We start from the raw sequence: 25,727 nt of genomic DNA on the forward strand, positions 1-25,727 counted from the left end.
TTACTCCGTGTCGGAAAACGCCCGCCAGCCCATCAGCCAGCGGGTTAGCGTGGTCAGGCCACACGCCAAAGCGAACAGATAGGCGAGTAGGGGAAAGGCTGCGGGAAACAGGCAGATCGCGGCAAAGAACAAGATCGTCTCGGCCCCCTCAGTCAGCCCGCCCAGATAGTAGATGCCTTTGCTCGGGTAGCTTTCGGCGCTCATGTCGCGCTTCGCGGCAATTGAGGCAAACGCCAGAAAGCTTGACCCGCTACCCACGAATGCCGCGATCAACACGCTGGCAGCCAGTGCATTTCGCGTCGGATCGGCGAGTGCAAACCCTACCGGTACCAGCGCGTAAAACACAAAATCGAGTGCGATATCCAGGAAAGCCCCGCGATCCGTCGGCCCGTTGATCCGCGCGATGGCCCCGTCGAGCCCATCAGCCAGTCGGTTGAGCAATATCAACACCAGCGCCAGCCAAAAGGCGTGCATCATTAGCGCCGGGATCGCCAGCACCCCGATCGCAAACCCCGTCACAGTCACCTGATCGGCGCGCACGCCGCGCGCGGCCAAGGCGGTTGCGGGTGAGCGCAACATCGCGCGTTGAAGCGGTAAAAGCGTTGCGTCAATCATCCGCGCCTCCATTCCATGAACCGGCTCGCAAGCGCCAACATGCGCGGATTCACATGCCTCTGACGCCAGCGCCCGGCCGCGTTTTTCGCAGCTTCCGACCAGCTTGGATAGATATGGGGCGTGGACAGGATCTTACCTAGCCCCAGCTTGTGGCGCATCGCCAGCGTGATCTCCGCCAGAATTTCGCCCGCGTGATCGCCCAACACGGTCGCGCCCAAAATCTTGTCCGAGCCTTTCGCCGTAATGATCTGCACGAACCCCTCGCGCGCGCCCTCAGTAATGGCACGATCCAGATCGCCAAGTGGATAGCGCACCACCTCATGCGCGGTCTCTTGAGCGTCGGCCTCGGCCACAGTTAACCCGACTCGCGCGACCTCGGGTGCCGTGAACACCGCCGCCGGAATTGGCGTGCCATGCGCTTTGAACCGCCAGAACGGGGCCGCAAGCGCATTGGCCGCCGCAATCCAGCCTTGATGACCGGCCGCATTGGTCAGTTGCAACGGTCCTGCGACGTCACCTGCAGCAAGGATATTGGGTAGCAGCGTTTCAAGATACGCATTGGTTTCGATCACCCGATCGGTGCGAATACCCAGCGCTTCCAGCCCATACCCCTCAAGCCGCGCACGCCGACCCACGGCGACCAGCAGCATGTCAAACGCGATCCGCGTGCCATCGTCCAACTCGACCCATTTGCCATCATCCGCGCCGAATTGCACCGCTTTCGCGCCGATTTTCACATCGACACCATCCGCCCGCAGCGCCGCTTCCAGCGCTTGTGACACCTCGGGCTCCTCGCGCAAAACCAAGCGATCTGCCGCCTCGACCAGCGTCACGCCACCGCCAAGCCGTGCAATCGCTTGCGCCAACTCGCAGCCTATTGGTCCACCACCCAGAATGACCATTCGCTCGGGCGGGGCAGGGCGCGCAGCCAGCGCCGCCCACAGTGTTTCCGAGGTTAGTGGTTCGACCTGATCCAGCCCCGGCAAGGGCGGGATCACCGGTGCGGCCCCTGTCGCCAGAACAATCGCGCGGCTAGTCCAGCGCTGGCCGTCAACTTCCACGGTCCACGGGTCGATCAGCGTGGCATGACCGTGTTTCACCTCAACGCCCAAGCTTTCGTAGCGCTCAGGCGAATCATTAGGGGCAATCGTCGCGATCACCTCGGAAATCCGCGCTGTCACCCGCGACCAATCCACATGCGGCGCGCTGCTGACGCCCAACGCGGCCCCTGCGCGCGCATTCGCCGCCGCACGCCCCGATGCAATCAGCGCCTTGGACGGAACACAGCCGGAATTGAGACAATCGCCGCCCATCTGCGCCTGCTCCACCAAGGTCACCTTAGCCTTGGCTTGCGCCGCGACATAGGACGCCACCAAGCCCGCCGCCCCCGCGCCGATCACGGTCAAGTTGCGATCAAACGACTTCGGGCGCGTAAAGCTGCGATAAACACGCTGACGCGCCACAATTCGCAGCCCTGCCCGCGCGATCCACGGGAAAATCGCCAACAACACAAACGCGCCAAGCAATCCGGGCGACAGAATACCCGACAAGCTGTCAAGCTGCCCAAGCTGCGCGCCGGCGGCCACATACACCACCGTCCCCGGCAACATCCCAAGCTGCGAAATAATGTAAAACCGCAGCGCCTTCATCTGCGTCAAACCGAACGCCAGATTGATCACGAAGAACGGCACGACCGGGATCAACCGCAGCGAAAACAAATAAAACGCCCCGTCGCGCGCCACGCCCTTTTCAATCGCGCCCAACCGGTTTCCCAGCTTACCCCGCACCCAGTCGCGCATCAGGTAACGGCCCACCAAAAACGCCAGAAGCGCCCCGATAGACGAGGCAAACGAGATCAACACCAAGCCTTGCCAGAACCCGAACAACGCCGCGCCCAGCAGCGTCATCCATAGCGCAAACGGCAAGGACAGAGCCGCAATCGTCACATAAAGAACGAAAAACCCGATCGGAAGCGCCAGCGGATAGCTGGCTTGCCAACCATGCAAACCGTCGCGCAGATTGCGCAACGAGTCCGGGCTCGGATCGGACACGATAAAGGTCGCTATGACAGCCACCACGATCAGTGCCGTGAATATAAATGGTTTGCGCATCGGTCCCCGCATGTGTCGTTTTAGTGATAAAGCCCGCAGGCTACTTTCCCAAGACGTTTCAGTGGTGCATTTCGTTACACTCTTTCGCTCATCGCGTGGCTTTGGCAGTGTTACGTCGCAAATGGAGGCAGGGATGCATTTTCTTGGACTCGACGGGGGCGGCAGTGGATGCCGCGCGGTTCTGGCCGACGAAACAGGCCAAATTATCGGGCGCGGATCAGCGGGCCCGGCCAATATCGCAAGCGATTTCGAAAGCGCTGCGCAAAACATCCGCGCGGCTTGCAATGAGGCGATGGCGGGCGTCGAGATAGCCGATCTGCGCGCTGTTCTCGGGCTCGCAGGCGCGAATCTCGGCGACGCCGCCGAGGCGCTTGCTGCGCAACTCCCGTTTGAGACGCGCGTGGTGCAAGACGTAACCACCTCAGTACGTGGCGCGCTGGGCACGGGCGACGGGATCGTGGCGGCCATCGGCACCGGCTCGGTTTTTGCGCGCCAGATGGGCGGTGTGATCCATTCCATTGGCGGCTGGGGGCTGCGTCTAGGCGATGAAGGCTCGGGGGCTTGGATAGGTCGCGCGCTTGGCAGGACGGCCGCGCGAGCCTCTGATGGGTTTCGCGAGGTCACGCCGCTTTTGCGCGATGCACTAAGCGAATGGGACGGTCGCGCGGGTCTGATCGCCTTTAGCTTACGCGCCACACCGGCCGATTGGGCCGCATATGCGCCGCGTGTGCTCAATAGCGATGATACCGCAGCCTATGAGATCCGTGATCAGGCCAAGGCCGAAATCCGCGCCGCGATCACTTTGCTGCAACCCGAGTCCCCGCTGCCGGTCACTTGGATCGGAGGGTTGGGCAAACTGCTTGCGCTCTCGGATTGGCCCGCGCAGGACGCGTTAGGAAACTCGCTTGACGGGGCATTGGCGATGGCGATGGAGGGTCGAACATGAGTCAACTTATAATCGAAGCCGCGCGGATCTTTGACGGGTCCAAGATACTTGAAAACCGTGCAATTGTGCTGGAACAGGGTCGAATTTCGGCGATTTTGCCACTGGCCGAGGCTCCCTCGGGCGACATCATCGCGCTGCCCGATGGCGTGCTCGCCCCCGGTCTGGTTGATCTGCAAGTCAATGGCGGTGGCGGGGTGATGCTGGACGGGGACGTGACCCAAGACTACCTTGCCACGATCTGCTCCGCCCACGCAGCCCTTGGCGCGACCGCAATCCTACCGACACTGATTACCGACAGCTTTGCCGCCACGCAAACCGTGCTGGCGGCTGGCGTGACGGCCGTTGGGCGCGTGCCGGGCTTTGCCGGTCTGCATCTGGAAGGCCCTCATCTTGACCCCAAGCGCCCCGGCTGCCATCCGCCCGGCCTGATCCGCCCGATGGATGAGGGCGATATCGAGCTGCTTCTCGAGGCGAAAACTGGGCTGCCAGCGCTGATCGTGACGCTCTCGCCCGCCTCGGCCACGCCAAAGCAGATCGCGCGGCTCTCGGATGGCGGAATTATCGTCAGTCTCGGCCATTCCGAGTGCAGTTTTGAGCAGGCCCAGACCGCAGTGCAGGCCGGAGCGCGCATGGTCACCCATCTGTTTAACGCGATGAGCCAGCTTGGCAGCCGCGAGCCCGGTCTGGTGGGCGCTGCGCTCGCCTTGCCAGTGTCGGCGGGGCTGATCGCCGATGGCATTCACGTGCATCCCGAAACGATTCGCCTCGCGCTGGCAGCCAAGCAATCTGGCGATCTGTTTCTGGTGAGCGATGCGATGGCCTGTTCAGGCACTAATATGGCGGAATTCGACCTCGCAGGGCGCAAAATACTGCGCCAAGACGGGGCGCTTCGGCTGGAAGATGGCACGCTGGCTGGGGCCGATCTGTCACTGCCCCAGGCGATCCGCCTGATGATTGAGACGGTCGGCGTCGCGCCTGAGCGCGCTCTCGCCATGGCCACCCGCGTTCCGGCACAAGCGATCGGCGCGCCATTGGGTCAGATCGCGCCTGGCCTGCCTGCCGATCTGGTGCATTTCGATGAAAACTGGGCGCTTACTCGTGTCTGGCAGGGCGGTCAGGCGAAATCTGTCACCGCATAGCCCTGAATATACAGCAATGCGCTGAGATCGCCGTGGTTGATGCGAATATCGCATTGGGCCGCGACCGAGGGCTTGGCGTGCAGCGCCACTCCGGCCCCAGCCAGCCCCAGCATCCCAAGATCATTCGCGCCATCGCCCACCGCCATGACCTCGCCATGGGCAATTCCCAGCTTTTCGGAAATCTCAAGCAAGGCCTGCACCTTCGCCTCGCGCCCGAGGATCGGGCGGGCCACATCGCCGGTCAAATGCCCATCCGCAACCAGCAGCGTATTTGCGCGGTTCTCGTCAAAGCCCAAGGTCTTGGCGACATGCCCAGTAAAGGCGGTAAATCCCCCCGACACCAGCGCGCAGTAGGCCCCGTTTGCCTTCATTGTGGCCAGCAAATCATGCCCACCCGGCATGAAACTGATCCGCGTTTCGATGACCTCGTCGATCACGCTATCGGGTAAGCCTTTGAGCAAGCCGACTCGTTCCGTCAACGCTCCTTCAAAATCCAGCTCGCCATTCATTGCCCGCGCGGTGATATCCTTGACCCGCGCCCCCACACCGGCCACATCGGCCAGCTCGTCGATGCATTCCTGCTGGATCATCGTGCTGTCCATATCGGCCAGCAGCATCTTCTTGCGCCGTCCCGAGCTAGGCTGCACCACCAGATCAACACCTAAGCCCTGCAGGCCTTCCCAAGCCTCGGCGGCATTGCGCGGCACGGTGTCGCAGGAAAATTCGGCGGCCACATTCGGGTTCAGCCACCGCGCCGCCCCACCCCCCCAAGCCCCGCACAGCGCATCCAGCGTGGCCTGATCCAGATTGGCCTGTGACGGGTCGGCAATCAGCGTGACGATGAACATGCGCGCTCCTTCGGGACGTAGCGGATCAATTGGCAAAGGGCGCTTAGCGCAATTTTACCGCGCAGGCCATAGCTCGCCGCTGTTCCGTGCGGCAAAGAGATGTCAGTTTGACGCGCCTTCCTGTTCAAGCGATTGGCGCAAGGCTATTTCTTCCTCGCAAACGGCGCGAATGGTTGCCCAGTTCTCTTGGAGTTTCGGGTCGTATTTTAGTGCGTCGATTCGCGCGCGATGCGCTGCGATGGCAGCATGATGAAGGTTGCGCAAAATCTTATCTTCAAGCAGATGCGCCATCTCGGCCCGGATCGCATCGCCATAGCGCAGCATAGTTTCATTGACTTCACGCGCAGAACTACGCTTGCGGGCGTAATGGGGCCGCAAGCGTTGCTGACGCACGGCATCGCCGCGATCGAATTTCAACAGCATGCTCTCGCACGAGCGCACCGAATAATGAGCCAGCCACGCATCGCTATAGCGGCCACGCACGTCATATCCGCGATCAACCCCGACGCGGAATTTTCGTGGCACGCCTTTACCCGAACCATCCATCCAACGGATCCCCTGACGACGCTCCATTTGTGGGCGGTGGTTGTTCCATTCCAGGATCGTCGGGGTGACCTTGGCGATGGTCTTGACGCCACGCCGCGCGCGCCGCTGCCGTGGGGCCATTTCCGCCGCCCAGGTAAAGCGCTCAGTCACCAAGCCTTCCTCAAAGCTGTCCCGCCCGCCAAAGCCAAACAGCAGATCTCCAAATGCGACCGCATCGGGGAAATCATACATTGCCAAAAGGCCGGGCAGGGTGCCGTCCGCAGCCTCGATGTGAAAAAACTCGGCGATATCGCAGATCATCGTGTAATCAGCCGCGCGATGACGCCGCTATTGCGCACCATAGGCCAGCGCCTTGCGGTAAAACTGGCTGGATTCCATCAGCGTCGCGGGGTTTGGCAGGTGCTGCACAACTCCCATCGCATCGAGTCGATCCAGAATCTTGTCCGTGCCGTCAAAGCAATCATTGGAAAAGACGATGAAATCAGCCGCACCAATGGGCCAACCATTCAAGTATGAACGGTCCCTCATTTTTCATCGGTGTGATCAGGCAGACGCGCATATTCTTTGGGTCGATGATTTGGGTCACGAGGTTAAACTGTCCTGATCAAATACGTTTAGCCAGCTCGGCATCGGTCGGTTTCATAGCATGAGCTGGCGTTTTTCCGTTCATGCAGTCGCGGAGCCGTGCGTAAGAAGCAAAGCGCGTTCAGAGTACATGATCGCTCTGCGACAGCGAATGCTTTCGCGGCTTTTCCGCCCAAGCCGCTTCGATCCGTCCCAGCTATACAACGTTTCGGCGGGTTGCCGCGCCGCGATCGATCGGCTTGGGCGCAAATGAAGAGGATCGTTCCATTTTCTCTCTTGCGTGCTTGTCTGGCTCGGCGTATCTCCAGCAGCGGGACACCCTTCCCCAACGAAGGGCACATATCTGAAAGGATACCAGCAATGGCTATTCAAGCTCCGGCAGCGCGCCCGGCCAATCCGCGTTTCTCTTCGGGCCCTTGCACGAAGATCCCCGGTTTCTCCCTCGACATGCTGTCCGACGCGCCCTTGGGTCGCTCGCACCGTGCCGTTATCGGCAAAGCCAAGCTGAAAGAGGCGATCGAAACCACCCGCGAAATTCTAGGCATCCCGGCGGATTACCGCATCGGCATCGTGCCTGCCTCTGATACCGGCGCTGTCGAAATGGCGATGTGGTCGCTGCTTGGCGAACGCAAAGCGACGATGTGCGCTTGGGAAAGCTTTGGTGCTGGCTGGGTGACCGATGTGGTCAAACAGCTCAAGATCGACGCGGAAACCAAGACCGCCGACTATGGCGATATCGTCGATTTCGGCACGCTCGATTTCAACACCGATGTCGTGTTCACTTGGAACGGCACCACCTCGGGCGTGCGTCTGCCGAATGGCGACGCGATCCCGGCAAACCGTGAAGGTCTGACGATTTGCGATGCGACCTCGGCAGCGTTTGCGATGGATCTGCCTTGGGACAAGCTCGACGTCACCACCTTCTCTTGGCAGAAAGTGCTGGGCGGCGAAGGCGGCCACGGCGTTCTGGTCCTGTCGCCCCGCGCCGTTGCACGTTTGGAAAGCTACGCCCCCGCTTGGCCGCTGCCGAAAATCTTCCGCATGACCAAAGGCGGCAAACTGATCGAAGGCATCTTCGTCGGTGAAACCATCAACACGCCCTCGATGCTGTGTGTCGAAGACTACCTAGTGTCGCTGAAATGGGCGAAATCCATTGGCGGGCTCGAGGGCCTTGTGGATCGCGCCACGGCGAATGCGAAAACCGTCTGGGATTTCTGCGATGCACGCGACTGGATCGCGAATCTCGCCAATGACCCGGCGACCGCCTCGACCACCAGCGTCTGCGTGAAGTTCACCGATGATCGTATCAAAGATGGCGCGGCATTTGCCAAAGCCGTCGCCAAGCGTCTGGAAAAAGAGGGCGTCGGTCTTGATCTTGGCGCCTATCGCGACGCGCCCGCAGGTCTGCGGATCTGGTGCGGCTCGACCGTCGAGCAGGCCGATATCGCAGCGCTTCTGCCGTGGGTCGAATACGCATTCGAGGCCGAGATTGCGGCGCAAGCCTGATCTTGATTGATTGACGGGCGGGCCATGCAGGCCCGACCCCTCCCCAAAATTCAGAAAATTCAAGGAACCCAGAAAATGGCTCCCAAAGTTCTCGTCTCCGACAAACTCTCCGAAACCGCCGTGCAGATTTTCCGCGACCGTGGCATCGAGGTCGACTTCGAACCCGGTCTTGGCAAGGATAAGGAAAAGCTGGCCGAAGTGATCGGCAAATATGACGGTCTTGCGATCCGCTCGGCCACCAAGGTCACCGCGAAACTGCTGGAAAGCGCGACCAACCTCAAAGTTGTCGGGCGCGCCGGCATCGGCACCGATAACGTCGATAAAGAAGCGTCCAGCAAAAAGGGCGTGATCGTGATGAACACGCCGTTTGGCAACATGATTACCACCGCCGAACACGCCATCGCGCTGATGTTCGCCGTTGCGCGCCAGATCCCCGAGGCCGATGCCTCCACCCAAGCGGGCAAATGGGAAAAGTCGAAATTCATGGGGGTCGAGCTGACCGCCAAAACGCTGGGCGTGATCGGCGCGGGCAATATCGGTGGCATCGTGTGCGACCGTGCGCGCGGCCTCAAGATGAAAGTCGTGGCCTATGACCCCTTCCTGTCCGAGGAAAAAGCCGCAACGATGGGCGTCGAAAAGGTCGAGCTGGACGAGCTGCTCAAGCGCGCCGATTTCATCACGCTGCATGTGCCGCTGACCGATCAGACCCGCAACATCCTGTCGGCGGAAAACCTCGCCAAGACCAAAAAGGGCGTGCGCATCATCAACTGTGCGCGCGGCGGTCTGGTCGATGAAAACGCGCTGGCCGAGTTGCTGAAATCGGGCCATGTCGCGGGCGCGGCCTTTGATGTGTTCTCGCAAGAACCTGCCACCGAGAACGTGCTGTTCGGTCTGCCCAACGTGGTCTGCACGCCCCACCTTGGCGCCGCCACGACCGAAGCGCAGGAAAACGTGGCCCTGCAAGTGGCAGAGCAGATGTCGAACTACCTGCTCGACGGGGCCGTTGAAAACGCGCTCAACATGCCCTCGATGACGGCTGAAGAGGCCAAAACGATGGGCCCGTGGGTCAAACTGGCCGAGCATCTGGGTGGTTTCATCGGTCAGATGACCGAAGACGCGATCAAGGCGATCAACGTCACCTATGACGGTGTAGTGTCGGAAATGAACCTCAAGGCGCTGGATTGCGCCGTGATTTCGGGCATCCTCAAGGCCAGCCAACCGGACGTGAATATGGTCTCCGCCCCGGTCATCGCCAAGGAACGCGGCATTCAGATTTCCACAACCTCGCAAGATCAAAGCGGCGTGTTTGACGGCTACATCAAAGTCACCGTCGTCAGCGAAAGCAAGGAACGCTCCATCGCGGGCACCGTGTTTAGCGATGGCAAGCCGCGCTTTATCCAGATCAAAGGCATCAACATTGACGCCGAAGTCGGCAATCACATGCTTTACACCACCAACAATGACGTCCCCGGCATCATCGGCAAGCTTGGCACGTTGCTGGGCGATCATGGCGTGAACCTTGCGAACTTCACCTTGGGCCGCTCGAAACAAAGCGGCGAGGCTATCGCAATCGCCTATGTCGATGAGGCGGTTCCCGCAAGCGTCGTGAAGGCGATGAAAGACACCGGCAACTTCAAACAGGTGAAACCGCTGGAATTTAACGTCGATTGATCTAACTGAACGCACGAACGGGCCCCTCGCGGTTGCGGGGGGCCTTGTGCATGAAGGGGGCGAAATGCGCAGCTATGCTATCGGCGATATCCACGGCCATCTTGAACAGGTGCGCGCAGCACATGCGTTGATCGCGGCAGATCGTGCGACCTGTGGCGATACTGACGCCCCAATCGTGCATCTTGGCGATCTGGTGGATCGCGGGCCGGAGTCAAAAGGCGTGATCCAGTTTCTTATGGATGGGCAGGCACGTGGCGAAAACTGGGTTGTGCTGCGAGGCAATCATGACCGGATGTTCCTGGGTTTCCTAAACGATCCAGCCGCACAAGACCCGATCCTGAGCAGCCATGTCACCTATCTCAACCCGCGCGTCGGCGGTGAAGCAACGCTGCAAAGCTACGGTATCCCTGATGCTTTTTCCCGCCCCCTGAGCGAAATCGTCCCGCTGCTTGGTGCCGTCCCGCAATCCCATCGCGACTGGCTGGCTGCACAACCCGCCTATTTCTTGCGCGACGCCGCGCTGTTCGTCCATGCAGGCATTCGCCCCGGCGTTGATCTGCACGATCAGGTCGAGGATGATCTGCTCTGGATTCGCGAGCCGTTCCTGTCAGATCCCCGCGATCACGGGGTGCTTGTCGTGCATGGTCACACTAACATTCAGGCGGCCACCCATTACGGCAATCGCCTGAACCTTGATAGCGGCGCAGGCTATGGCCACCCGATTTCTACAGCCGTGATCGAAGGGCGCGACGCGTGGTTATTGACGCCTGAGGGCCGCGTGCCCCTCACCCCTCACCGCGGCTCGAAGTAATCCAGCGGGATCTTGAGGTAGCGACGTCCGTCGCTCTCCGCCTCAGGCTTACGCCCGCCGCGAATGTTGATTTGCAACGCCGCGAGCATCAGCTTGGGCAGCGGCAAGGTCGCATCGCGCGCCTCACGTGTTTCGATGAAATCGGCGCGGCTGATCCCGTCCTTTACATGTTTGTTGTCGCGGCGATGCTCGGCCACCGTTGCCATGCAGCGCGGCTCGCCCCCGTCGCCGGGATAATCATGGCCGATGAACAGGCGCGTCTCACGCGGCAGGTCCAGAATGGCGCGCACCGAGTCCCACAACTCTGCGGCCGATCCACCCGGAAAATCCGCGCGGCTCGTCCCATTTTCGGGCATCATCAGCGTGTCATGCACAAACGCTGCATCGCCCACCACATAGGTAATCGAAGCCAGCGTATGCCCGGTCGACAGCATCACCCGGACATCGAGATTGCCGATCTTGAAGCTCTCGCCATCGGAAAACAGATGATCCCATTGCCGCCCGTCCTGCGGCAAATCGGGCGTGTTGTAGATACCGGCCCACAGGCTTTGCACCTTGCGCACCCGCTCACCAATGCCGCGTTTCGCGCCCAGCTGATCGGCCAGCCAGATCGCCGATGTAAAGTGATCGGCATGGGGGTGCGTGTCGAGCACCCATTGCACGTCGATCCCCGTCTCGCGGATATAGGCCAAGATCGCCTTGGCATTGCCCAGACCCGTCGCGCCCGCCTGCGGATCATAATCCCAGACCGGATCAACCACGGCCCCCTTCATCGTATCGGGGTCGTGAAACACATATTGCCAGCTACCGGTGGGTTTATCCCAAAAACCTTTGACGATGGGGTGGGCGGTCATGGTGGCCTCCTGAAATCACATTCGCTATCTGGAATGTGTCGCTGCCTTGCAAGATTTCAACCCCCCGCCATCCGCGCAGTAACGTGCCGTCATTTTCGCACCACCCCTCTGGCCGCAGCCGCGTACAAAGCCTACCGTGACGCCAACCCAAACTTCAGGAGGCTCTCATGACCGGCATCGTCATCCTTTCCGCGACCCGCACGCCCATCGGCACCTTTGGCGGTTCGCTTTCGGGCTTTTCGCCCATTGAACTCGCGACCATCGTCTCGAAAGAGGCCATCGCGCGCGCCGGAATTGCCCCCGAGAAAATTAACCAAGTGGTGTTTGGTCACATCATCAACACCGAGCCGCGTGATATGTATGTCAGCCGCGTCGCTGCCGTAAATGCTGGCGTCCCTGTCGGCACCCCAGCGATGAACGTCAACCGCCTGTGTGGATCGGGCGTGCAGGCAGTCGTATCAGCCGCACAAATGCTGATGCTTGGGGATGGGGATTTCGCGCTGGCGGGCGGCGCCGAAGTCATGAGCAAATCGCCCTACATCCTACCCGCCGCTCGGTTCGGCCAGAAGATGGGCGATGCGAAAGTGGTTGATATGATGACCGGCGCGCTGTCTTGCCCGTTCGGCACGGGCCATATGGGTGTGACGGCAGAAAACGTCGCTGCGGAATGTAACATCACTCGTGAAGAACAAGACGCGGTGGCGATGCAAAGTCAGGAACGCGCCGCCGCTGCCATCGCTGCGGGCCACTTCAAAGAAGAAATCATCCCCGTTGAAATCACCACCCGCAAGGGCACGATCGTTTTTGACACCGACGAACACCCGAAAGCCACCAGCCTAGAAAAACTCACGTCGCTCAAGCCGGTCTTCAAAAAAGACGGCACCGTCACCGCAGGCAATGCCAGCGGCATCAATGACGCGGCGGCAGCCCTAGTCATTGCCCGCGAAGACGCCGCCGCTGCTGCGGGTCTAAAGCCGCGCGCGAAAATCACCGGCTACGCCTTTGCCGGTGTGCGCCCCGAGGTCATGGGGCTTGGCCCGATCCCCGCCGTGCGCGCTTTGCTGGAAAAAACCGGTCTTAGCGCCAGTGACTTCGACTGGATCGAAAGCAACGAGGCGTTTGCCTCGCAAGCCATCGCCGTCTCAAAAGAGCTGGGCCTTGATCTTACTAAGGTGAACCCTGATGGCGGCGCGATTGCACTGGGCCACCCGGTCGGCGCAAGTGGGGCGATCCTGATCGTCAAGGCGCTCCATGCGCTCGAACGCACCGGTGGCAAGCGCGCGCTGGTCACGATGTGCATCGGTGGTGGCCAAGGCATCGCTTTCGCGATCGAACGGGTCTAAGTCGCGCCTAACACGATTAAATTTAATAGTATTTTCAGCGCCCTGTCGCCAAATACGCGCGTCTGAAATTAAGTGTAAATTCACCGCCCTGTGCCAATCTGCCCCCGAAGGAATGCTTTCGGGGGCAACTGGCGCGTGATGCAATCGACTATCGCGGATAAACTGGCGCAAGAACGCCGGGCCCGGCTTGGGGCTGAACGCATGCTGGAGCAGAAAAAGAACGAACTGTTCGCCGCAAACCAGAAACTGGCTGTGCATGCGCGTATGCTGTCTGACCAGATCGTCGAACAACGTCAGGGCCTTGTGCGCGCGCTCAATGAAACGGAAACGCTTAAGGGCGAAAATACGCGCGTAAAAACCGATCTCGAACACGCCAATTCGATGGCGATGATCGCGCAGCGTCGCCTCTGGGACGCGATCGAAACGATTACGCAGGCCTTCGCCGTTTATGATAGCGACCTGCGCCTCGTTGCGGCAAACCGGACATATCTGTCCTTCTTTGAGGGTGAGGTCGCGATAGCGCCGGGCACCTCCTATGATGATGTGCTGCGGTTCGTGGCGGAACGCGGCATGTTCGATTTGCAAGGGCGCGATCCGCAAGACTGGCATTTCGAAATGAGCGCGCGCGTTCGTAGCCGCGATATCCGCCCCGTCGAAATGCAATCCCATGACGGGCATTGGTATCGGCTCAACAATCGCTGGGGCGCGCAGGGCGATCTGGTGACCTACGCGCAAGACATCACCGAGTCGATCGCCCGCGAGGATGAGTTGCGCGAGGCCCGCGATAAGGCCGAGGCCGCAAATCGCGCCAAATCCGCCTTCCTCGCAAATATGAGCCATGAACTCCGTACTCCGATGAATGGCGTCGTGGGCATGGCTGATCTGCTTTCAGACACTGAACTGACCGAAGAACAACAGCTTTATGCCGATACGATCCGCTCCTCGGGTGAGGCGCTTTTGACGATCATCAACGACGTTCTCGACTATTCCAAGATTGAGGCCGAGCGGATGAAACTCTATCCCGAACCCTTCGATCTGGAACGTTGCCTGCACGAAATCACGGTGCTGCTACAGCCCTCCGCCAAGGACCGTGACGTCAAGCTGCTGGTCGATTACGACCTGTTTCTACCGACAAGGTTCAAGGCCGATCCCGGCCGGATGCGCCAAATCCTCACCAATCTGCTGGGCAATGCAGTCAAGTTCACGCAAAGCGGCCATGTGCTTGCACGCGTCGTCGGATTTGAACGCAGTGAGGCGCAATACGAGCTGCATATCACGATCGAAGACACCGGCATCGGCATCGCGCCCGAGTTGCTGGAACATGTGTTTGGCGAGTTCAATCAGGTCGAGGTTGATTCAAACCGCAAGTTTGAGGGAACGGGTCTGGGCCTTGCGATCACAAGCCAGCTTGTAGCGTTGATGGGGGGCGAGGTGTGGGTCGATAGCGCGCTGGGCGAGGGGTCATGTTTCGGCTTCAAGCTCACCTTGCCCCGCTGCGAACCCGTCACGCCCGTCGACGCGCCCTCGCCGCCCATCACCCTGCGCGCCGCGCTGGTCGTTGACGATCTGCTGGTCAATCGCGTCATTCTTGAACGACAGCTCCAGACCTATGGCCTTGAGGTCACGCTGTGTCGTTCGGGCGAAGAGGCGCTGCATGTTGTGCAGGACGGTGCGCAGTTCGACGTCGTGCTCAGCGATCATCACATGCCCAATCTTGACGGGTCCGCATTCGCACAAAAACTGCATGCGGCAGGCGTCGAGGTGCCGATCTTGCTGCTCAGTTCCGACCCGAACGCCGCGCAAAGCGAGGACGTGGCGGGCTATCTGCAAAAGCCAGTGCTGCGCTCGGAACTGTTCCGCGCCTTGCAAGACCTGTCAAAATCCACCCCGATGTCGCCCAAGCCAAACGCCCCGCCCGTCGCGCCCGCCAGCCCCGTGTCGCTGCGCCAAATGCGCGTGCTCGCCGCCGAGGATAATCGCACAAACCAGCTTGTCTTTGCCAAGATGGTCAAGGATTTCGACATCGACCTGCGCTTTGCCACGAACGGGCGCGAGGCCATCGCAGCATGGCGCGATTTTGCGCCCGATCTGATCTTTATGGATCTCTCGATGCCCGAAATGGATGGCCGCGAGGCCGCGCGCGCAATCCGCGATGCAGAACCGCTTGGCGCGCATGTGCCGATCTGCGCGTTGACTGCGCACGCGATGGACGGAGACTGCGAGTCGATCTTTGCCGCGGGCATCGACCACTATCTGACCAAGCCTTTGAAAAAGATTGCAATCGCCGAACGTCTCAGCGCCGGACGTCCAGATGAGGCGCGCCCGCCCATCCCCGAGTAACCTCGCTCAACGATACTCTGCCAGCACCGCTAGAAATGCATCGCCAAAGCGGTCCAGTTTCGCCTCGGGCAATCGAGTCAGCCGCGCCAGATCGTCTTGCGTGTGCGGCTTGACCTCAGCGATCTTGCGCAACAGCGATGTCGAACACGACAAGGGCCGCGCCAGCCCATCTGCGCCGCGCTCCAGATCGCGCTGAACCTGCGCCAGACGGTCAAAAATTTCGCCCGCCGGACTGCCTGCCAGCTTGCGCCGTGTCGGATGCATTTCCTCGACCGCCCCCGCGATCACACCCAGAAACGCCGAACCATAGCTTTCCAGCTTTTTCGCGCCGACCCCGCCGATCCCCGCCATCTCGTCCAAGCTCGCGGGCCGTTTCTCTGCCATCTCGATCAGCGTGCGATCATTGAAAATGATATAGGCAGGCATGCCCGCCGCCTCGGCCAATGCGCGCCGTTTCGCCTTAAGCGCGGACAGCAGCGGCGCATCCTCATCACTTACCAGCGCCTTCGCCGTGGTTTTGGCCTTTGCCTTTGTCACCAGATCACGCCGCAACGTGATGCTTTCCTCGCCGCGCAAAATCGGATGCGCGCGGGCCGTCATCACCAAAGCTCCGTGGCGCGACGCATCGGGCCGCATCAGATCATGCCCCATCATCTGGCGAAATACGGCCTGCCATTGCGCCCGGCTCAGATCGCGTCCGATCCCGAAGGTTGGCAGCTTATCATGGCCGCGTTGGGTGATCTTGTCCGTCGTGCTGCCCAGCAAAATCTCGATTAAGTGGCCCGCGCCAAACCGTTCATCGGTGCGCAGCGCCGCCGACAAGCCTTTGCGCACGGCCTCGGTGCCATCAAACAAGTCAGGCGGGCTGTTGCACAGGTCGCAATTGCCGCAGGCCGTAGCGTCCTCGCCAAAATAGCGCAACAACTTCACGCGCCGACATCCGGTCGCCTCGGCCAGCCCCAGCAGCGCGTTCAGCCGTCCGTGATCGGCCTCTTTATGCTCGGGCGGGGCAAGCCCCTCGTCAATCTGGGACCGCCGAAGCCGGATATCATCCGGCCCGTACAGCGTCAGCGTCTCGGCAGGCGCGCCATCGCGCCCTGCGCGCCCGATTTCCTGATAATACGCCTCGATGGATTTCGGCAAATCGGCATGCGCGACCCAGCGGATATCGGGCTTGTCCACGCCCATCCCGAACGCCACTGTCGCCACCACGATCAGCCCGTCTTCTTGCTGAAACCGCACCTCGACTTCGCGGCGATCATCGGCGTCCATCCCGCCGTGATAGTGGCACGCCGAATGATCCGCCTCGCGCAGCGCCCGCGCCAGCGTCTCGGTTTTCGCGCGCGTGCCGCAATAGACGATGCCAGACTGGCCCTTGCGCGCTGCCGCAAAGCTCAGGATTTGCTGACGCGGCTGATCTTTGGGCGAAAATGCAAGGTGGATGTTGGGTCGATCAAACCCGCGCAGAAACGTTTCCGGCAGCACGCCATCAAACAGCCGCGTGACAATTTCGGCGCGGGTTTCTTCATCGGCGGTGGCAGTAAAGGCCGCCAAAGGCACCCCAAGAGTGCGCCGCAATTCCCCGATACGCAGATAATCGGGGCGGAAATCATGGCCCCACTGGCTGACGCAATGGGCCTCATCCACCGCGATCAGGCTGACATTCGCGCGCCGCAGCAAGTTGATCGCCCCACCCGAGGCCAGCCGTTCCGGCGCCATATACAGTAGTTTCAGCCGGCCCTCATCCAGCGCAGCAAAGACCTCTTCGGTCTCTTCCTCGGTATTGCCCGAGGTCAGTGCGCCCGCCTCAACCCCCGCCTGTTTCATCGCGCGCACCTGATCGCGCATCAGCGCAATCAGAGGCGAAATCACCACCGTCACGCCATCGCGCATCAAGGCAGGCAATTGAAAACACAAGGATTTGCCGCCTCCCGTGGGCATGATCGCAAGCACATTATGCCCCGCGATCACCGCACGGACGACCTCTTCCTGACCGGGCCGGAACGCATCGAACCCCCAGACCCGCGCCAACAGCGCGGATGGGTCGTCGATCAGGTCCGACTCAGACATTATATGGCGTTGCCGTAAAAGAAGCCCGCGTTGTTAAACAGCGCCTGACGCAGGATGATAATCACGATGAAGGCCACCAAGGGCGCCAGATCAAGCCCGCCGGTATTAGGCAGGAACTGGCGAATGCGGCCATAGATCGGCTCCAGCAGGTTATTCAAACCATACCAGATCTGACTGACCAACGGCTGACGCAGGTTGAGTACCTGAAAATTGATCAGCCAACTCATGATGATATGGGCAATCATGATGAACCAGATCACATTCAGAATAAGGACGAGCGCTTGGAAAAGCGTGACCATTGAAAACCTCCGCTTTGGGTCGCTAGGACAGGTAAGCGAGCCTTGCACGCAATGCAACCGTCACACCTGCGGCTTTTTCCGTAACGTCGTTATTGACGCGCCTGCTGCAGCGCGGCACCGCTAGGCTATGTACCCAATTATTCGCATGACCAAAGAGTACCTGAAGTTCCGCAAGGCGCCTGCATTGCCGGTCACGGGCACCCATATCAGCCATCACAGATGCTGGCCGTGGGATATTGACCTGTGGATGGAGTTGAACAACGGGCGCACCCTGACGTTGTATGATCTGGGGCGTATTCCGCTGGCGATGCGCACCGGTCTATGGGGCGCGCTGAAAAAGAACCGTTGGGGCATCACGGTGGCGGGCAACACCACGCGCTATCGCCGTCGCGTGCGCGCCTTTCAACGCTTTGAGATGCGCTCGCGCTGCATCGGTTGGGATGACCGCTGGATGTGGCTGGAGCACGCGATGTTCGTGGATGGTGAATGCACCTCGCATGTGCTGATCCGCGGTGCTGTGACCTCGCGTAAGGGGATGATCACCCCCGCGCAGGTGATTGCCGAGATGGGGCTTGATATGCCAAGTCCCGATTTGCCCGACTTCGTGACCGCTTGGGCCGAGGCCGATACAAAACGTCCCTGGCCACCAAGTTTCTAGCGCTTCCAAGCACTGTGACTTGCGCCACCCCGATATTTCGGGCTTGATCGCGCGAAAGGCGATTAACGTCTGCGGGGGACAACATGATTACAGCACGCAAGCGCATCTGGGGCTGGTGGTTTTTCGACTGGGCCAGCCAGCCCTATAACTCGCTGCTGATCACGTTCATCTTCGCGCCGTTTATGAAAGACCTGCTAGGCTCTGGCACTGGTGCTCAGACCGTCTGGGGCTATGGTGTCGGGCTGGCGGGGCTGGTCGTTGCGCTGTTTTCGCCTTTCCTTGGGGCCATCGCAGATCGGTCGGGGCGGCGGATGCCGTTTATCTGGGTGTTTTCCATCATGTATGTGCTGGGCGCTTGGGGCCTTTGGTATGCGGTGCCGGGCAATTACAGCCTGATGCTGATCATGCTGTCTTTCGCCATCGGCATGATCGGGATGGAATTTGCCACTACCTTCACCAATGCCATGCTGCCCGATTTGGGCCCGCGCGAGCAGATCGGAAAAATATCAGGCTCGGGCTGGGCCTTTGGCTATGTCGGCGGGCTGATCACGCTTTTAATTATGCTGTTTTTGCTGCAAGCCAGTCCGACTTCTGGCAAAACAATGCTAGGGATCGCGCCTTTGTTCGGTCTTGATGTGACCACGCGTGAAGACACCCGCGTCGTCGGGCCACTGGTGGCGATCTGGTATACGGTGTTTATGATCCCGTTTTTCTACTGGGTGCGCGAGCCGCGCAAAGCCGATGCCCTGCCAGTCCGCACAGCCCTGCGCGGCGCATGGCCCGAATTGCGCGCCACCCTGCGCGCGCTGCCCAAGCGCCGTTCGCTCTCGTCTTTCCTTCTATCGTCGATGTTTTACCGCGACGCCTTGAACGGCATCTACACATTTGGCGGGCTTTACGCGGCAGGCGTGCTGGGTTGGTCGATCACGATGATCGGCATCTTCGGCATTCTCGCCATCATCACCGGGGCGATCTTTGCGTGGCTAGGTGGTAAGGCCGATGACCGATTTGGCCCGAAATCAGTGATTGTGGTGAACGTGGTGATCCTGACGGCGGTAGTGATTGGCGTCGTGTTTATCTCGCGCGATCATGTCTTTGGCATCGCCGTCCCCGCTGACAGTAACCTGCCCGACATCGCTTTTTACGTCCTTGGCGGGTTGATCGGGGCCTGTGGTGGCGCATTGCAATCGGCCTCGCGCACGATGATGGTGCGCCAAGCCGACCCTGAAAAAATGACTGAACATTTCGGTCTTTATGCGCTGTCTGGAAAGGCCACGGCCTTTATCGCGCCGCTCGCGATTGGCATCACGACCCAGATCAGCGATAACCAATCCACCGGCATCACCCCGATTATCGTGCTTTTGATTCTGGGTCTGGTGCTGCTAAGCTTCGTGAAAACCAACGGAGATCCGCAGCCCGAAGGGTAAACTATGTTTCGTTTAATGATTATCGCCGCCGTTTCGCTTTGCACGTCCCTCGCTCCAGCGGCATCCGAACCTCTCGCGCGCCAGCTTTTTGGCTCAAAATCGGCCCCCTCAAACCAAGCCCCCGCCGCGATCGGGTTTTACTCGCGTGGCTGTGCGGCCGGGTTGCAAGCGATGCCGCAAAGCGGGCCGACGTGGCAGGCGATGCGCCTGTCGCGCAATCGCAATTGGGGCCAGCCCGAGATGATCGCTTATTTGCAAGATCTCTCGCGCTACGCGGCCAGCCTGTCCGGCTGGCAAGGTCTCTATATCGGCGATATTTCCCAACCCCGCGGAGGCCCGATGACGGGCGGTCATGCCAGCCACCAAATCGGGCTGGATGCCGACGTCTGGATGCTGCCGCCGCGACGCCTTGATCTGAGCCGCGCGCAGCGCGAGAAGATCTCGTCGATCTCGGTGCGCACCGCCGATCAGCGCCGCACCAATGGCAATTGGACCCCGCAGCACATGGCGCTGCTGCGTCATGCAGCCTCTGATCCGCGCGTGGACCGTATCTTTGTGACTGCGGCGGCCAAGATCGCGATGTGCAACTCCACGCCGCGCAATGATCGCGCGTGGTTGCAGAAAATCCGCCCGATCTACGGCCATAACACCCATTTCCACGTGCGCCTGAAATGCCCGCCCGGCGCGCGCTATTGCGAGGTGCAGAAACCCACCGTCGCGCAGCTTTCCAAGGGGGGCGATGGCTGTGACGAGACGCTGAACTGGTGGGTGACCGACTACCTCAACCCGCCGAAAAACACTGCGCCGCCTAAGAAGAAAGGCCCGCGTAAGAAAAATGCCAAGACATACGTCATGTCGGATTTGCCCAACCAATGCCGCGCCGTTCTTTCCTCGCGCTAGTCGCGGGGGCGTTGGCGCTGGGGCTTGCGGGGCTATCTGCCACCGCCGCTCAACCGCGCGCGCAGTTCCTGCAATCCTATCACTGGCGGATGCCAGACCAGTCGCTTTTCGGTGGCTTTTCGGGGTTTGAGATCGGTCCGAACGGGCGCAATTTCGTCACCCAATCCGACCGAGCAACGCTGTGGCGCGGCCAGATCCAGCGTGACGAAAAGAGCGCGATCACGGGGATTGACCTGACGTCGGGACCGACCAAGCTGCACAACCTCAAGGGCGCGCTGATGCCACACCGCTTTGCGGATTCTGAGGGACTGGCGCTTGCGCCTGATGGCTCGGTCTATCTCTCGTTTGAAGGCGAGGCCCGCGTTGCCCATTTCGCCACCGATGGCGGCCCGGCGCATGATTTGCCCCGCCCCTTGGCGTTCAAACAGATGCAGCGCAACTCCTCGCTAGAGGCGCTCGCGATTGCGCCTGATGGCACGCTTTACACGATGCCGGAACGCTCCGGCGCGCTTAACAAACCCTTTCCGGTCTGGCGTTGCCGCGATGGCAAATGGAGCCAGCCTTTCGCTATCCCCCGCTCGGGCGACTGGCTGCTCGTGGGCGCAGATTTCGGCCCCGACGGGCGGCTTTATGTGCTCGAACGTGATTTCTGGGGGCTTCTTGGCTTTCTGACCCGCGTGCAGGTCTTTGACATTACAGGTGACACGCTCAGCGGCGGCGACGTTCTGATCCAGACCGGACCGGGCAAGCATGACAACCTTGAGGGCATTTCCGTCTGGCAAGACAGCACCGGCGCAATCCGTCTAACGATGATCTCGGACGATAATTTCCGCGTCTTTCAACGCACCGAAATCGTGGAATACCGCCTACCACCAACTCCCAAGGGGGATTGACGCAAACAAAACATAGGCGTATCGCGCGCTTGCTTGGATCGACCAAGCCATGTCCCCGCTACCATGTAAAAACGGATGAAATGATGACTCGCTTCCTACCTGGCATTATTGCCATGGCCATTATTGTGGTGGCCTCGAATATCCTCGTGCAATTCCTTGTCGGTGACTGGCTGACATGGGGCGCGTTCACATACCCCTTTGCTTTTCTCATCAATGACGTGATGAACCGCGTTTATGGCCCCGCCGCTGCGCGCCGCGTGGTGTTTGCAGGTTTCGTCGCCGGCGTGGCCTGCTCGCTCATCGGCAGCCAAATTATGCTGCAAGGCGATGGCTACACCTACCCCGCCGTCACGCTGCGCATTGCGCTGGGTTCGGGTGCGGCATTCCTCGTGGCGCAAATGACCGATGTGTTCATCTTTGACAAGCTGCGTAACGGCGTGTGGTGGCGCGCGCCTGCGGTCTCCACGCTGATCGGCGCCTCGCTGGATACGATGATCTTCTTCTCCATCGCGTTTTCGGCCACGCTAACCTTCATTGAGCCGTCCAATGACGTGTCTTGGGCGGGCGCACATCTGCCGCTTTTGGGGCTTGGCCCGGAAGTGCCGCTTTGGGTATCGCTGGCCTGCGCCGATTGGCTTGTCAAACTTGCCCTCACTTTAATTGCGCTGATGCCCTTTAAGGCAATTGTCACAAAACTTTCTCCACGGATTGCGTAAAAAAACTTGTCACACACAAAATATGTGGCAGGCTGTGGATAACGGCAACGCATGAAAGGAGGTGGTCCAGTGTCTAGAGTGATAGTGGAGAGAGGTGTCGGGACAGTGAGGGGGGCCGTGGCCTAAGGGCAAACCCTAGGGCAAATGAACCCTGACTGGGACGGCTGGATCCTTCGGACCCTAACCGGACCATCTCCGTAGATCTCGGAGGGCCGTCTCACATCGAGACGGCCCTTTCTATATGGAAAACCGCCCCGCCATCCGGCGAGCAGCCGCGTTTCACGCCTTGCAGGGCTGGACCTTAGATCACTTTGGTGGCATCCCAAGATCAAGCCCCAAAAGATCAGGCAAGGAGCGATAAAATGAGCGACGAACAGCCCGACGTAAAATCCCTCAGCTTTGAACAGGCGATGAAGGCCCTCGAAGAGGTGGTCAGCCAATTGGAACATGGTGATGTGGCGCTGGATCGATCAATCGCGCTCTATGAACGTGGCGCTGAGTTGAAAGCGCGCTGTTCCAAGCTGCTCAAAGAGGCTGAAGAGCGTGTCGAAAAGATCACGCTGGGTGCTGATGGCGCACCCCAAGGCACGACTCCTGCTGACGGGCTGTAAATGTTCAAGGCGCGCCTGATTGACGTTCAAACATCGGTGCAAGCCGCGCTGGACGCAGCCGTGGCGCGCCAACCCGAAGGCCCGCTGCGTGCCCCGATGCACTATGCGCTGCAAGGCGGCAAACGCCTGCGCGCGTTTTTGGTGCTCGAAAGTGCCGCTTTGTTCGATTTGCCGCAATCTCAAGCCATGCCAGCGGCGGCGGCGGTTGAGGCCCTGCATGCGTTCAGTCTCGTGCATGATGACATGCCCTGCATGGATGATGATGATCTGCGCCGCGGCCAGCCCACTGTTCACGTCAAATGGGATGAGGCCACCGCCGTTCTAGCGGGCGATGCGCTGCAAACGCTGGCGTTTGAGCTGTGCTGTGATCCGATTTTGGGCGCGCCAGATCGCCGGATCGCCTTGGTCGAGGCTTTGGCGAAAGCCTCTGGCGCGGCGGGGATGTGTCATGGTCAAGCGTTGGATATTGCTGCAGAAACCGCCAAAACCCCGCTGACCCTTGATCAGATTATCGCCCTGCAAGCGGGCAAAACCGGCGCGCTAATTTCCTTTTCGGCGCGCGCCGGGGCGATCTTGGCCGGGGCTGATCAAACCGCGCTGCGTATCTACTCCGATGCGGTGGGCCTCGCCTTTCAGATCGCCGATGACATTCTGGATGTGACCGGCGATGAGGCCGCGACCGGCAAGCGCGTGGGCAAGGATGCTAGCGCGGGTAAGGCGACTTTCGTGTCGCTGCTTGGGCTGGAAGGTGCGCAGACTCGCGCAGCCGAGTTGATTGAAACTGCAAGCGATGCGCTATCTGCTTATGGTGAACGGGCAGAAAACTTGCGGGATGCCGCGCGTTTCGTTATCTCCCGTAAAACCTAAGCGAGCCGAAAGCAGCCAGATGAGCGATAGCGCCAATCCCGTGACCGTGACCCCGACTCTCGACCGGGTGCGTCTGCCTGCGGACATGAAAGGTCTGTCGGATGCCGAGTTGAAAAAGCTCGCCGATGAGCTGCGCGCTGAAACGATTTCCGCCGTGTCGCAAACCGGCGGGCATCTTGGCGCGGGGCTGGGCGTGGTCGAGTTGACCGTGGCGTTGCATGCGGTGTTCGATGCGCCGCGCGACAAGATCATCTGGGATGTCGGCCATCAATGCTACCCGCATAAAATCCTGACCGGGCGGCGCGATCGTATCCGCACCCTGCGCATGAAAGACGGGCTGTCGGGGTTCACCAAACGCTCGGAAAGCCCCTATGACGCATTCGGCGCCGGCCATAGCTCGACCTCGATCTCGGCGGCACTCGGCTTTACGATGGGGCGCGAATTGGGCGCGGAAACCGGCGATGCGATTGCCGTGATCGGTGATGGCGCGATGTCGGGCGGCATGGCGTTTGAGGCGATGAATCACGCGGGCCACTTGGGCAAGCGGATGTTCGTCGTGCTCAACGACAATGAAATGTCGATCGCCCCGCCGGTCGGCGCGCTGTCATCCTATCTCACGCGGCTTTACGCCGAAGGTCCGGTGCAAGACCTCAAGGAAGTCGCCAAGGGTGCCGCGCGGGCCTTTTTGCCCGAGGCGTTTCAAGAAGGGGCGCGCCGTGCCAAGGAAATGCTCAAGGGCATGGCGATTGGTGGCACCTTGTTCGAGGAACTCGGCTTTACCTATGTCGGCCCCGTCGATGGTCACGATCTGGACCAGCTATTGCCGCTGCTGCGGATGCTCAAGACCCGCGCCAAGGGTCCGGTGCTGATCCACACGCTGACGAAAAAGGGCAAGGGCTACGCCCATGCCGAAAGCCGCCCTGATGGCGGCCATGCCACCGCAAAATTCGATGTCGCAACGGGTGCGCAGGTCAAGGCGGTGTCGAACGCCCCTAGCTATACCAAGGTGTTCGCCGAAAGCCTGATCAAGGAAGCCGCGAAAGACGAGAAAATCGTCGCGATCACCGCCGCGATGCCCGATGGCACCGGGCTGAAACTGTTTGCTGAACACTATCCGCGCCGCTGCTTTGACGTCGGCATTGCTGAACAGCATGCGGTGACGTTCTCCGCTGGGCTTGCGGCCTCGGGGATGAAGCCGTTCTGCGCGATCTACTCGACCTTCTTGCAACGCGGTTACGATCAGATCGTGCATGATGTCGCGATCCAACGCCTTCCCGTGCGCTTTGCCATCGACCGCGCCGGGCTGGTGGGCGCTGATGGGGCGACCCATGCGGGCAGCTTCGATGTGGGCTTCATGGCTAGTCTCCCGGGCATGGTCGTGATGGCCGCGGCCGATGAGGCCGAGCTGGTGCATATGGTCGCCACCGCCGCCGCACATGATAGTGGCCCGATCGCGTTTCGCTATCCGCGTGGCGAGGGGATGGGCGTGGATATGCCCGAGACGGGCGTGCCGCTGGAAATCGGCAAAGGCCGGATGATCGCAGAAGGGGGCCGCGTCGCTATTCTCAGCTACGGAACGCGTCTGGCCGAGGTGCTTAAGGCGCGCGAGGCATTGCAGGCGCGCGGTCTTGCGCCCACCATTGCCGATGCTCGGTTTGCCAAACCGCTCGACACTGATCTGATCGACCAACTTGTCGCCAATCACGAGGCGCTGATCTGCATCGAAGAGGGCGCGATTGGTGGCTTTGGCAGCCATGTGTCGAAATATCTGTCAGATCAGGGCGTGTTCGATCGCGGCTTCAAGTTCCGCTCGATGGTGCTGCCCGATACGTTCATCGACCATGCCTCCGCCGATGACATGTATCGCAGCGCCGGAATGGACGCGCCCCAGATTGAGGCGAAGGTTCTGGAACTGCTCGGCGTCGCCGTCGCCAAGCGCGCTTGAGATAAGCAGCGCTTAATTCAGACGCC

At 60.5% G+C, this 25,727-nt stretch carries 23 protein-coding genes; 15 read left to right on the forward strand and 8 right to left on the reverse strand.

Annotated elements, in window-relative coordinates; all coding sequences use genetic code 11:
* Window positions 1-615 carry a CDP-alcohol phosphatidyltransferase family protein gene (locus ACN0SD_RS01415; protein ID WP_417806428.1) on the reverse strand — a complete coding sequence of 205 codons (615 nt, stop codon included), beginning with the start codon at window positions 613-615 and terminating at the stop codon, window positions 1-3.
* Complete coding sequence (locus ACN0SD_RS01420) at window positions 612-2,726, reverse strand: FAD-dependent oxidoreductase (protein WP_417806429.1); 2,115 nt, start codon at window positions 2,724-2,726, stop codon at window positions 612-614. The genes ACN0SD_RS01415 and ACN0SD_RS01420 overlap by 4 nt, the downstream gene beginning before the upstream one ends.
* Window positions 2,727-2,859: 133 nt before the next feature.
* Here ACN0SD_RS01420 and ACN0SD_RS01425 point away from each other — a divergent pair, with 133 nt between their 5' ends.
* Together ACN0SD_RS01425 and nagA are read left to right on the forward strand one after the other, a co-directional pair.
* Window positions 2,860-3,672, forward strand: coding sequence for a BadF/BadG/BcrA/BcrD ATPase family protein (locus tag ACN0SD_RS01425; RefSeq protein WP_417806430.1), 813 nt, complete (start codon window positions 2,860-2,862; stop codon window positions 3,670-3,672).
* Complete coding sequence (gene nagA / locus ACN0SD_RS01430; RefSeq protein WP_417806431.1) at window positions 3,669-4,811, forward strand: N-acetylglucosamine-6-phosphate deacetylase; 1,143 nt, start codon at window positions 3,669-3,671, stop codon at window positions 4,809-4,811. Before ACN0SD_RS01425 ends, nagA begins: the two co-directional genes overlap by 4 nt.
* On the opposite strand, the gene serB is transcribed toward nagA, so the two are convergent.
* The 3 genes from serB to ACN0SD_RS01445 form a co-directional block, all read right to left on the reverse strand.
* Complete coding sequence (gene serB, locus ACN0SD_RS01435; RefSeq protein ID WP_417806432.1) at window positions 4,787-5,659, reverse strand: phosphoserine phosphatase SerB; 873 nt, start codon at window positions 5,657-5,659, stop codon at window positions 4,787-4,789. The two genes, nagA and serB, sit on opposite strands and share 25 nt — an antisense overlap.
* 102 nt (window positions 5,660-5,761) lie before the next feature.
* Window positions 5,762-6,505, reverse strand: a complete 744-nt coding sequence (locus ACN0SD_RS01440; RefSeq protein WP_417806433.1) for a hypothetical protein — start codon at window positions 6,503-6,505, stop codon at window positions 5,762-5,764.
* Window positions 6,506-6,532: 27 nt separating this feature from the next.
* Complete coding sequence (locus tag ACN0SD_RS01445; protein ID WP_417806434.1) at window positions 6,533-6,715, reverse strand: hypothetical protein; 183 nt, start codon at window positions 6,713-6,715, stop codon at window positions 6,533-6,535.
* A 435-nt stretch (window positions 6,716-7,150) separates the two neighbouring features.
* Here ACN0SD_RS01445 and ACN0SD_RS01450 point away from each other — a divergent pair, with 435 nt between their 5' ends.
* From ACN0SD_RS01450 to ACN0SD_RS01460, 3 genes are all read left to right on the forward strand, one after another.
* The gene (locus tag ACN0SD_RS01450) at window positions 7,151-8,296 is read left to right on the forward strand and encodes a phosphoserine transaminase (RefSeq protein WP_417806435.1); all 1,146 of its coding nucleotides are present in this window, start codon (window positions 7,151-7,153) and stop codon (window positions 8,294-8,296) included.
* Between the two features lie 75 nt (window positions 8,297-8,371).
* Window positions 8,372-9,967 (forward strand): phosphoglycerate dehydrogenase, encoded by a 1,596-nt coding sequence (gene serA / locus ACN0SD_RS01455; RefSeq protein ID WP_417806436.1) that lies wholly within the window; start codon window positions 8,372-8,374, stop codon window positions 9,965-9,967.
* 64 nt (window positions 9,968-10,031) lie between these two features.
* Window positions 10,032-10,778 (forward strand): metallophosphoesterase family protein, encoded by a 747-nt coding sequence (locus ACN0SD_RS01460; protein ID WP_417806437.1) that lies wholly within the window; start codon window positions 10,032-10,034, stop codon window positions 10,776-10,778.
* Here ACN0SD_RS01460 and ACN0SD_RS01465 read toward each other — a convergent pair.
* Entirely contained in the window at window positions 10,760-11,632 is an 873-nt protein-coding gene (locus ACN0SD_RS01465) for an MBL fold metallo-hydrolase (protein WP_417806438.1), read from the reverse strand. The genes ACN0SD_RS01460 and ACN0SD_RS01465 overlap by 19 nt on opposite strands.
* A gap of 167 nt (window positions 11,633-11,799) precedes the next feature.
* Here ACN0SD_RS01465 and ACN0SD_RS01470 point away from each other — a divergent pair, with 167 nt between their 5' ends.
* Window positions 11,800-12,975 (forward strand): acetyl-CoA C-acyltransferase family protein, encoded by a 1,176-nt coding sequence (locus tag ACN0SD_RS01470; protein WP_417806439.1) that lies wholly within the window; start codon window positions 11,800-11,802, stop codon window positions 12,973-12,975.
* Between the two features lie 138 nt (window positions 12,976-13,113).
* Complete coding sequence (locus ACN0SD_RS01475; protein WP_417806753.1) at window positions 13,114-15,315, forward strand: response regulator; 2,202 nt, start codon at window positions 13,114-13,116, stop codon at window positions 15,313-15,315.
* 6 nt (window positions 15,316-15,321) lie between these two features.
* On the opposite strand, the gene recQ is transcribed toward ACN0SD_RS01475, so the two are convergent.
* On the reverse strand, window positions 15,322-17,385 hold the full coding sequence (gene recQ / locus ACN0SD_RS01480) for a DNA helicase RecQ (RefSeq protein ID WP_417806440.1): 2,064 nt from the start codon (window positions 17,383-17,385) through the stop codon (window positions 15,322-15,324).
* Window positions 17,385-17,684: a YggT family protein gene (locus ACN0SD_RS01485; protein ID WP_417806441.1), complete on the reverse strand. Its 300-nt coding sequence runs from the start codon at window positions 17,682-17,684 to the stop codon at window positions 17,385-17,387. Before ACN0SD_RS01485 ends, recQ begins: the two co-directional genes overlap by 1 nt.
* 127 nt (window positions 17,685-17,811) lie before the next feature.
* Between ACN0SD_RS01485 and ACN0SD_RS01490 the strand changes: the two genes are divergently transcribed.
* The 8 genes from ACN0SD_RS01490 to dxs all read left to right on the forward strand — a co-directional run bounded on the left by ACN0SD_RS01490 (window position 17,812) and on the right by dxs (window position 25,701).
* Window positions 17,812-18,342, forward strand: a complete 531-nt coding sequence (locus tag ACN0SD_RS01490) for an acyl-CoA thioesterase (RefSeq protein WP_417806442.1) — start codon at window positions 17,812-17,814, stop codon at window positions 18,340-18,342.
* Between the two features lie 83 nt (window positions 18,343-18,425).
* Window positions 18,426-19,769 (forward strand): MFS transporter, encoded by a 1,344-nt coding sequence (locus ACN0SD_RS01495; protein ID WP_417806443.1) that lies wholly within the window; start codon window positions 18,426-18,428, stop codon window positions 19,767-19,769.
* Between the two features lie 15 nt (window positions 19,770-19,784).
* Complete coding sequence (mepA, locus tag ACN0SD_RS01500; RefSeq protein WP_417806754.1) at window positions 19,785-20,669, forward strand: penicillin-insensitive murein endopeptidase; 885 nt, start codon at window positions 19,785-19,787, stop codon at window positions 20,667-20,669.
* On the forward strand, window positions 20,642-21,562 hold the full coding sequence (locus ACN0SD_RS01505) for an esterase-like activity of phytase family protein (protein ID WP_417806444.1): 921 nt from the start codon (window positions 20,642-20,644) through the stop codon (window positions 21,560-21,562). Before mepA ends, ACN0SD_RS01505 begins: the two co-directional genes overlap by 28 nt.
* Before the next feature lie 83 nt (window positions 21,563-21,645).
* Window positions 21,646-22,278, forward strand: a complete 633-nt coding sequence (locus ACN0SD_RS01510; protein WP_417806445.1) for a queuosine precursor transporter — start codon at window positions 21,646-21,648, stop codon at window positions 22,276-22,278.
* A gap of 362 nt (window positions 22,279-22,640) precedes the next feature.
* Complete coding sequence (locus tag ACN0SD_RS01515) at window positions 22,641-22,889, forward strand: exodeoxyribonuclease VII small subunit (protein ID WP_038128000.1); 249 nt, start codon at window positions 22,641-22,643, stop codon at window positions 22,887-22,889.
* A complete protein-coding gene (locus tag ACN0SD_RS01520) occupies window positions 22,890-23,756 on the forward strand; it encodes a polyprenyl synthetase family protein (protein WP_417806446.1) in 867 nt (288 codons plus the stop codon).
* A gap of 19 nt (window positions 23,757-23,775) precedes the next feature.
* The gene (gene dxs / locus ACN0SD_RS01525) at window positions 23,776-25,701 is read left to right on the forward strand and encodes a 1-deoxy-D-xylulose-5-phosphate synthase (RefSeq protein WP_417806447.1); all 1,926 of its coding nucleotides are present in this window, start codon (window positions 23,776-23,778) and stop codon (window positions 25,699-25,701) included.
* Window positions 25,702-25,727 lie beyond the last annotated feature (26 nt).

The sequence above is a fragment of the Thioclava sp. genome (genome assembly GCF_048263065.1).
GTDB lineage: Bacteria > Pseudomonadota > Alphaproteobacteria > Rhodobacterales > Rhodobacteraceae > Thioclava.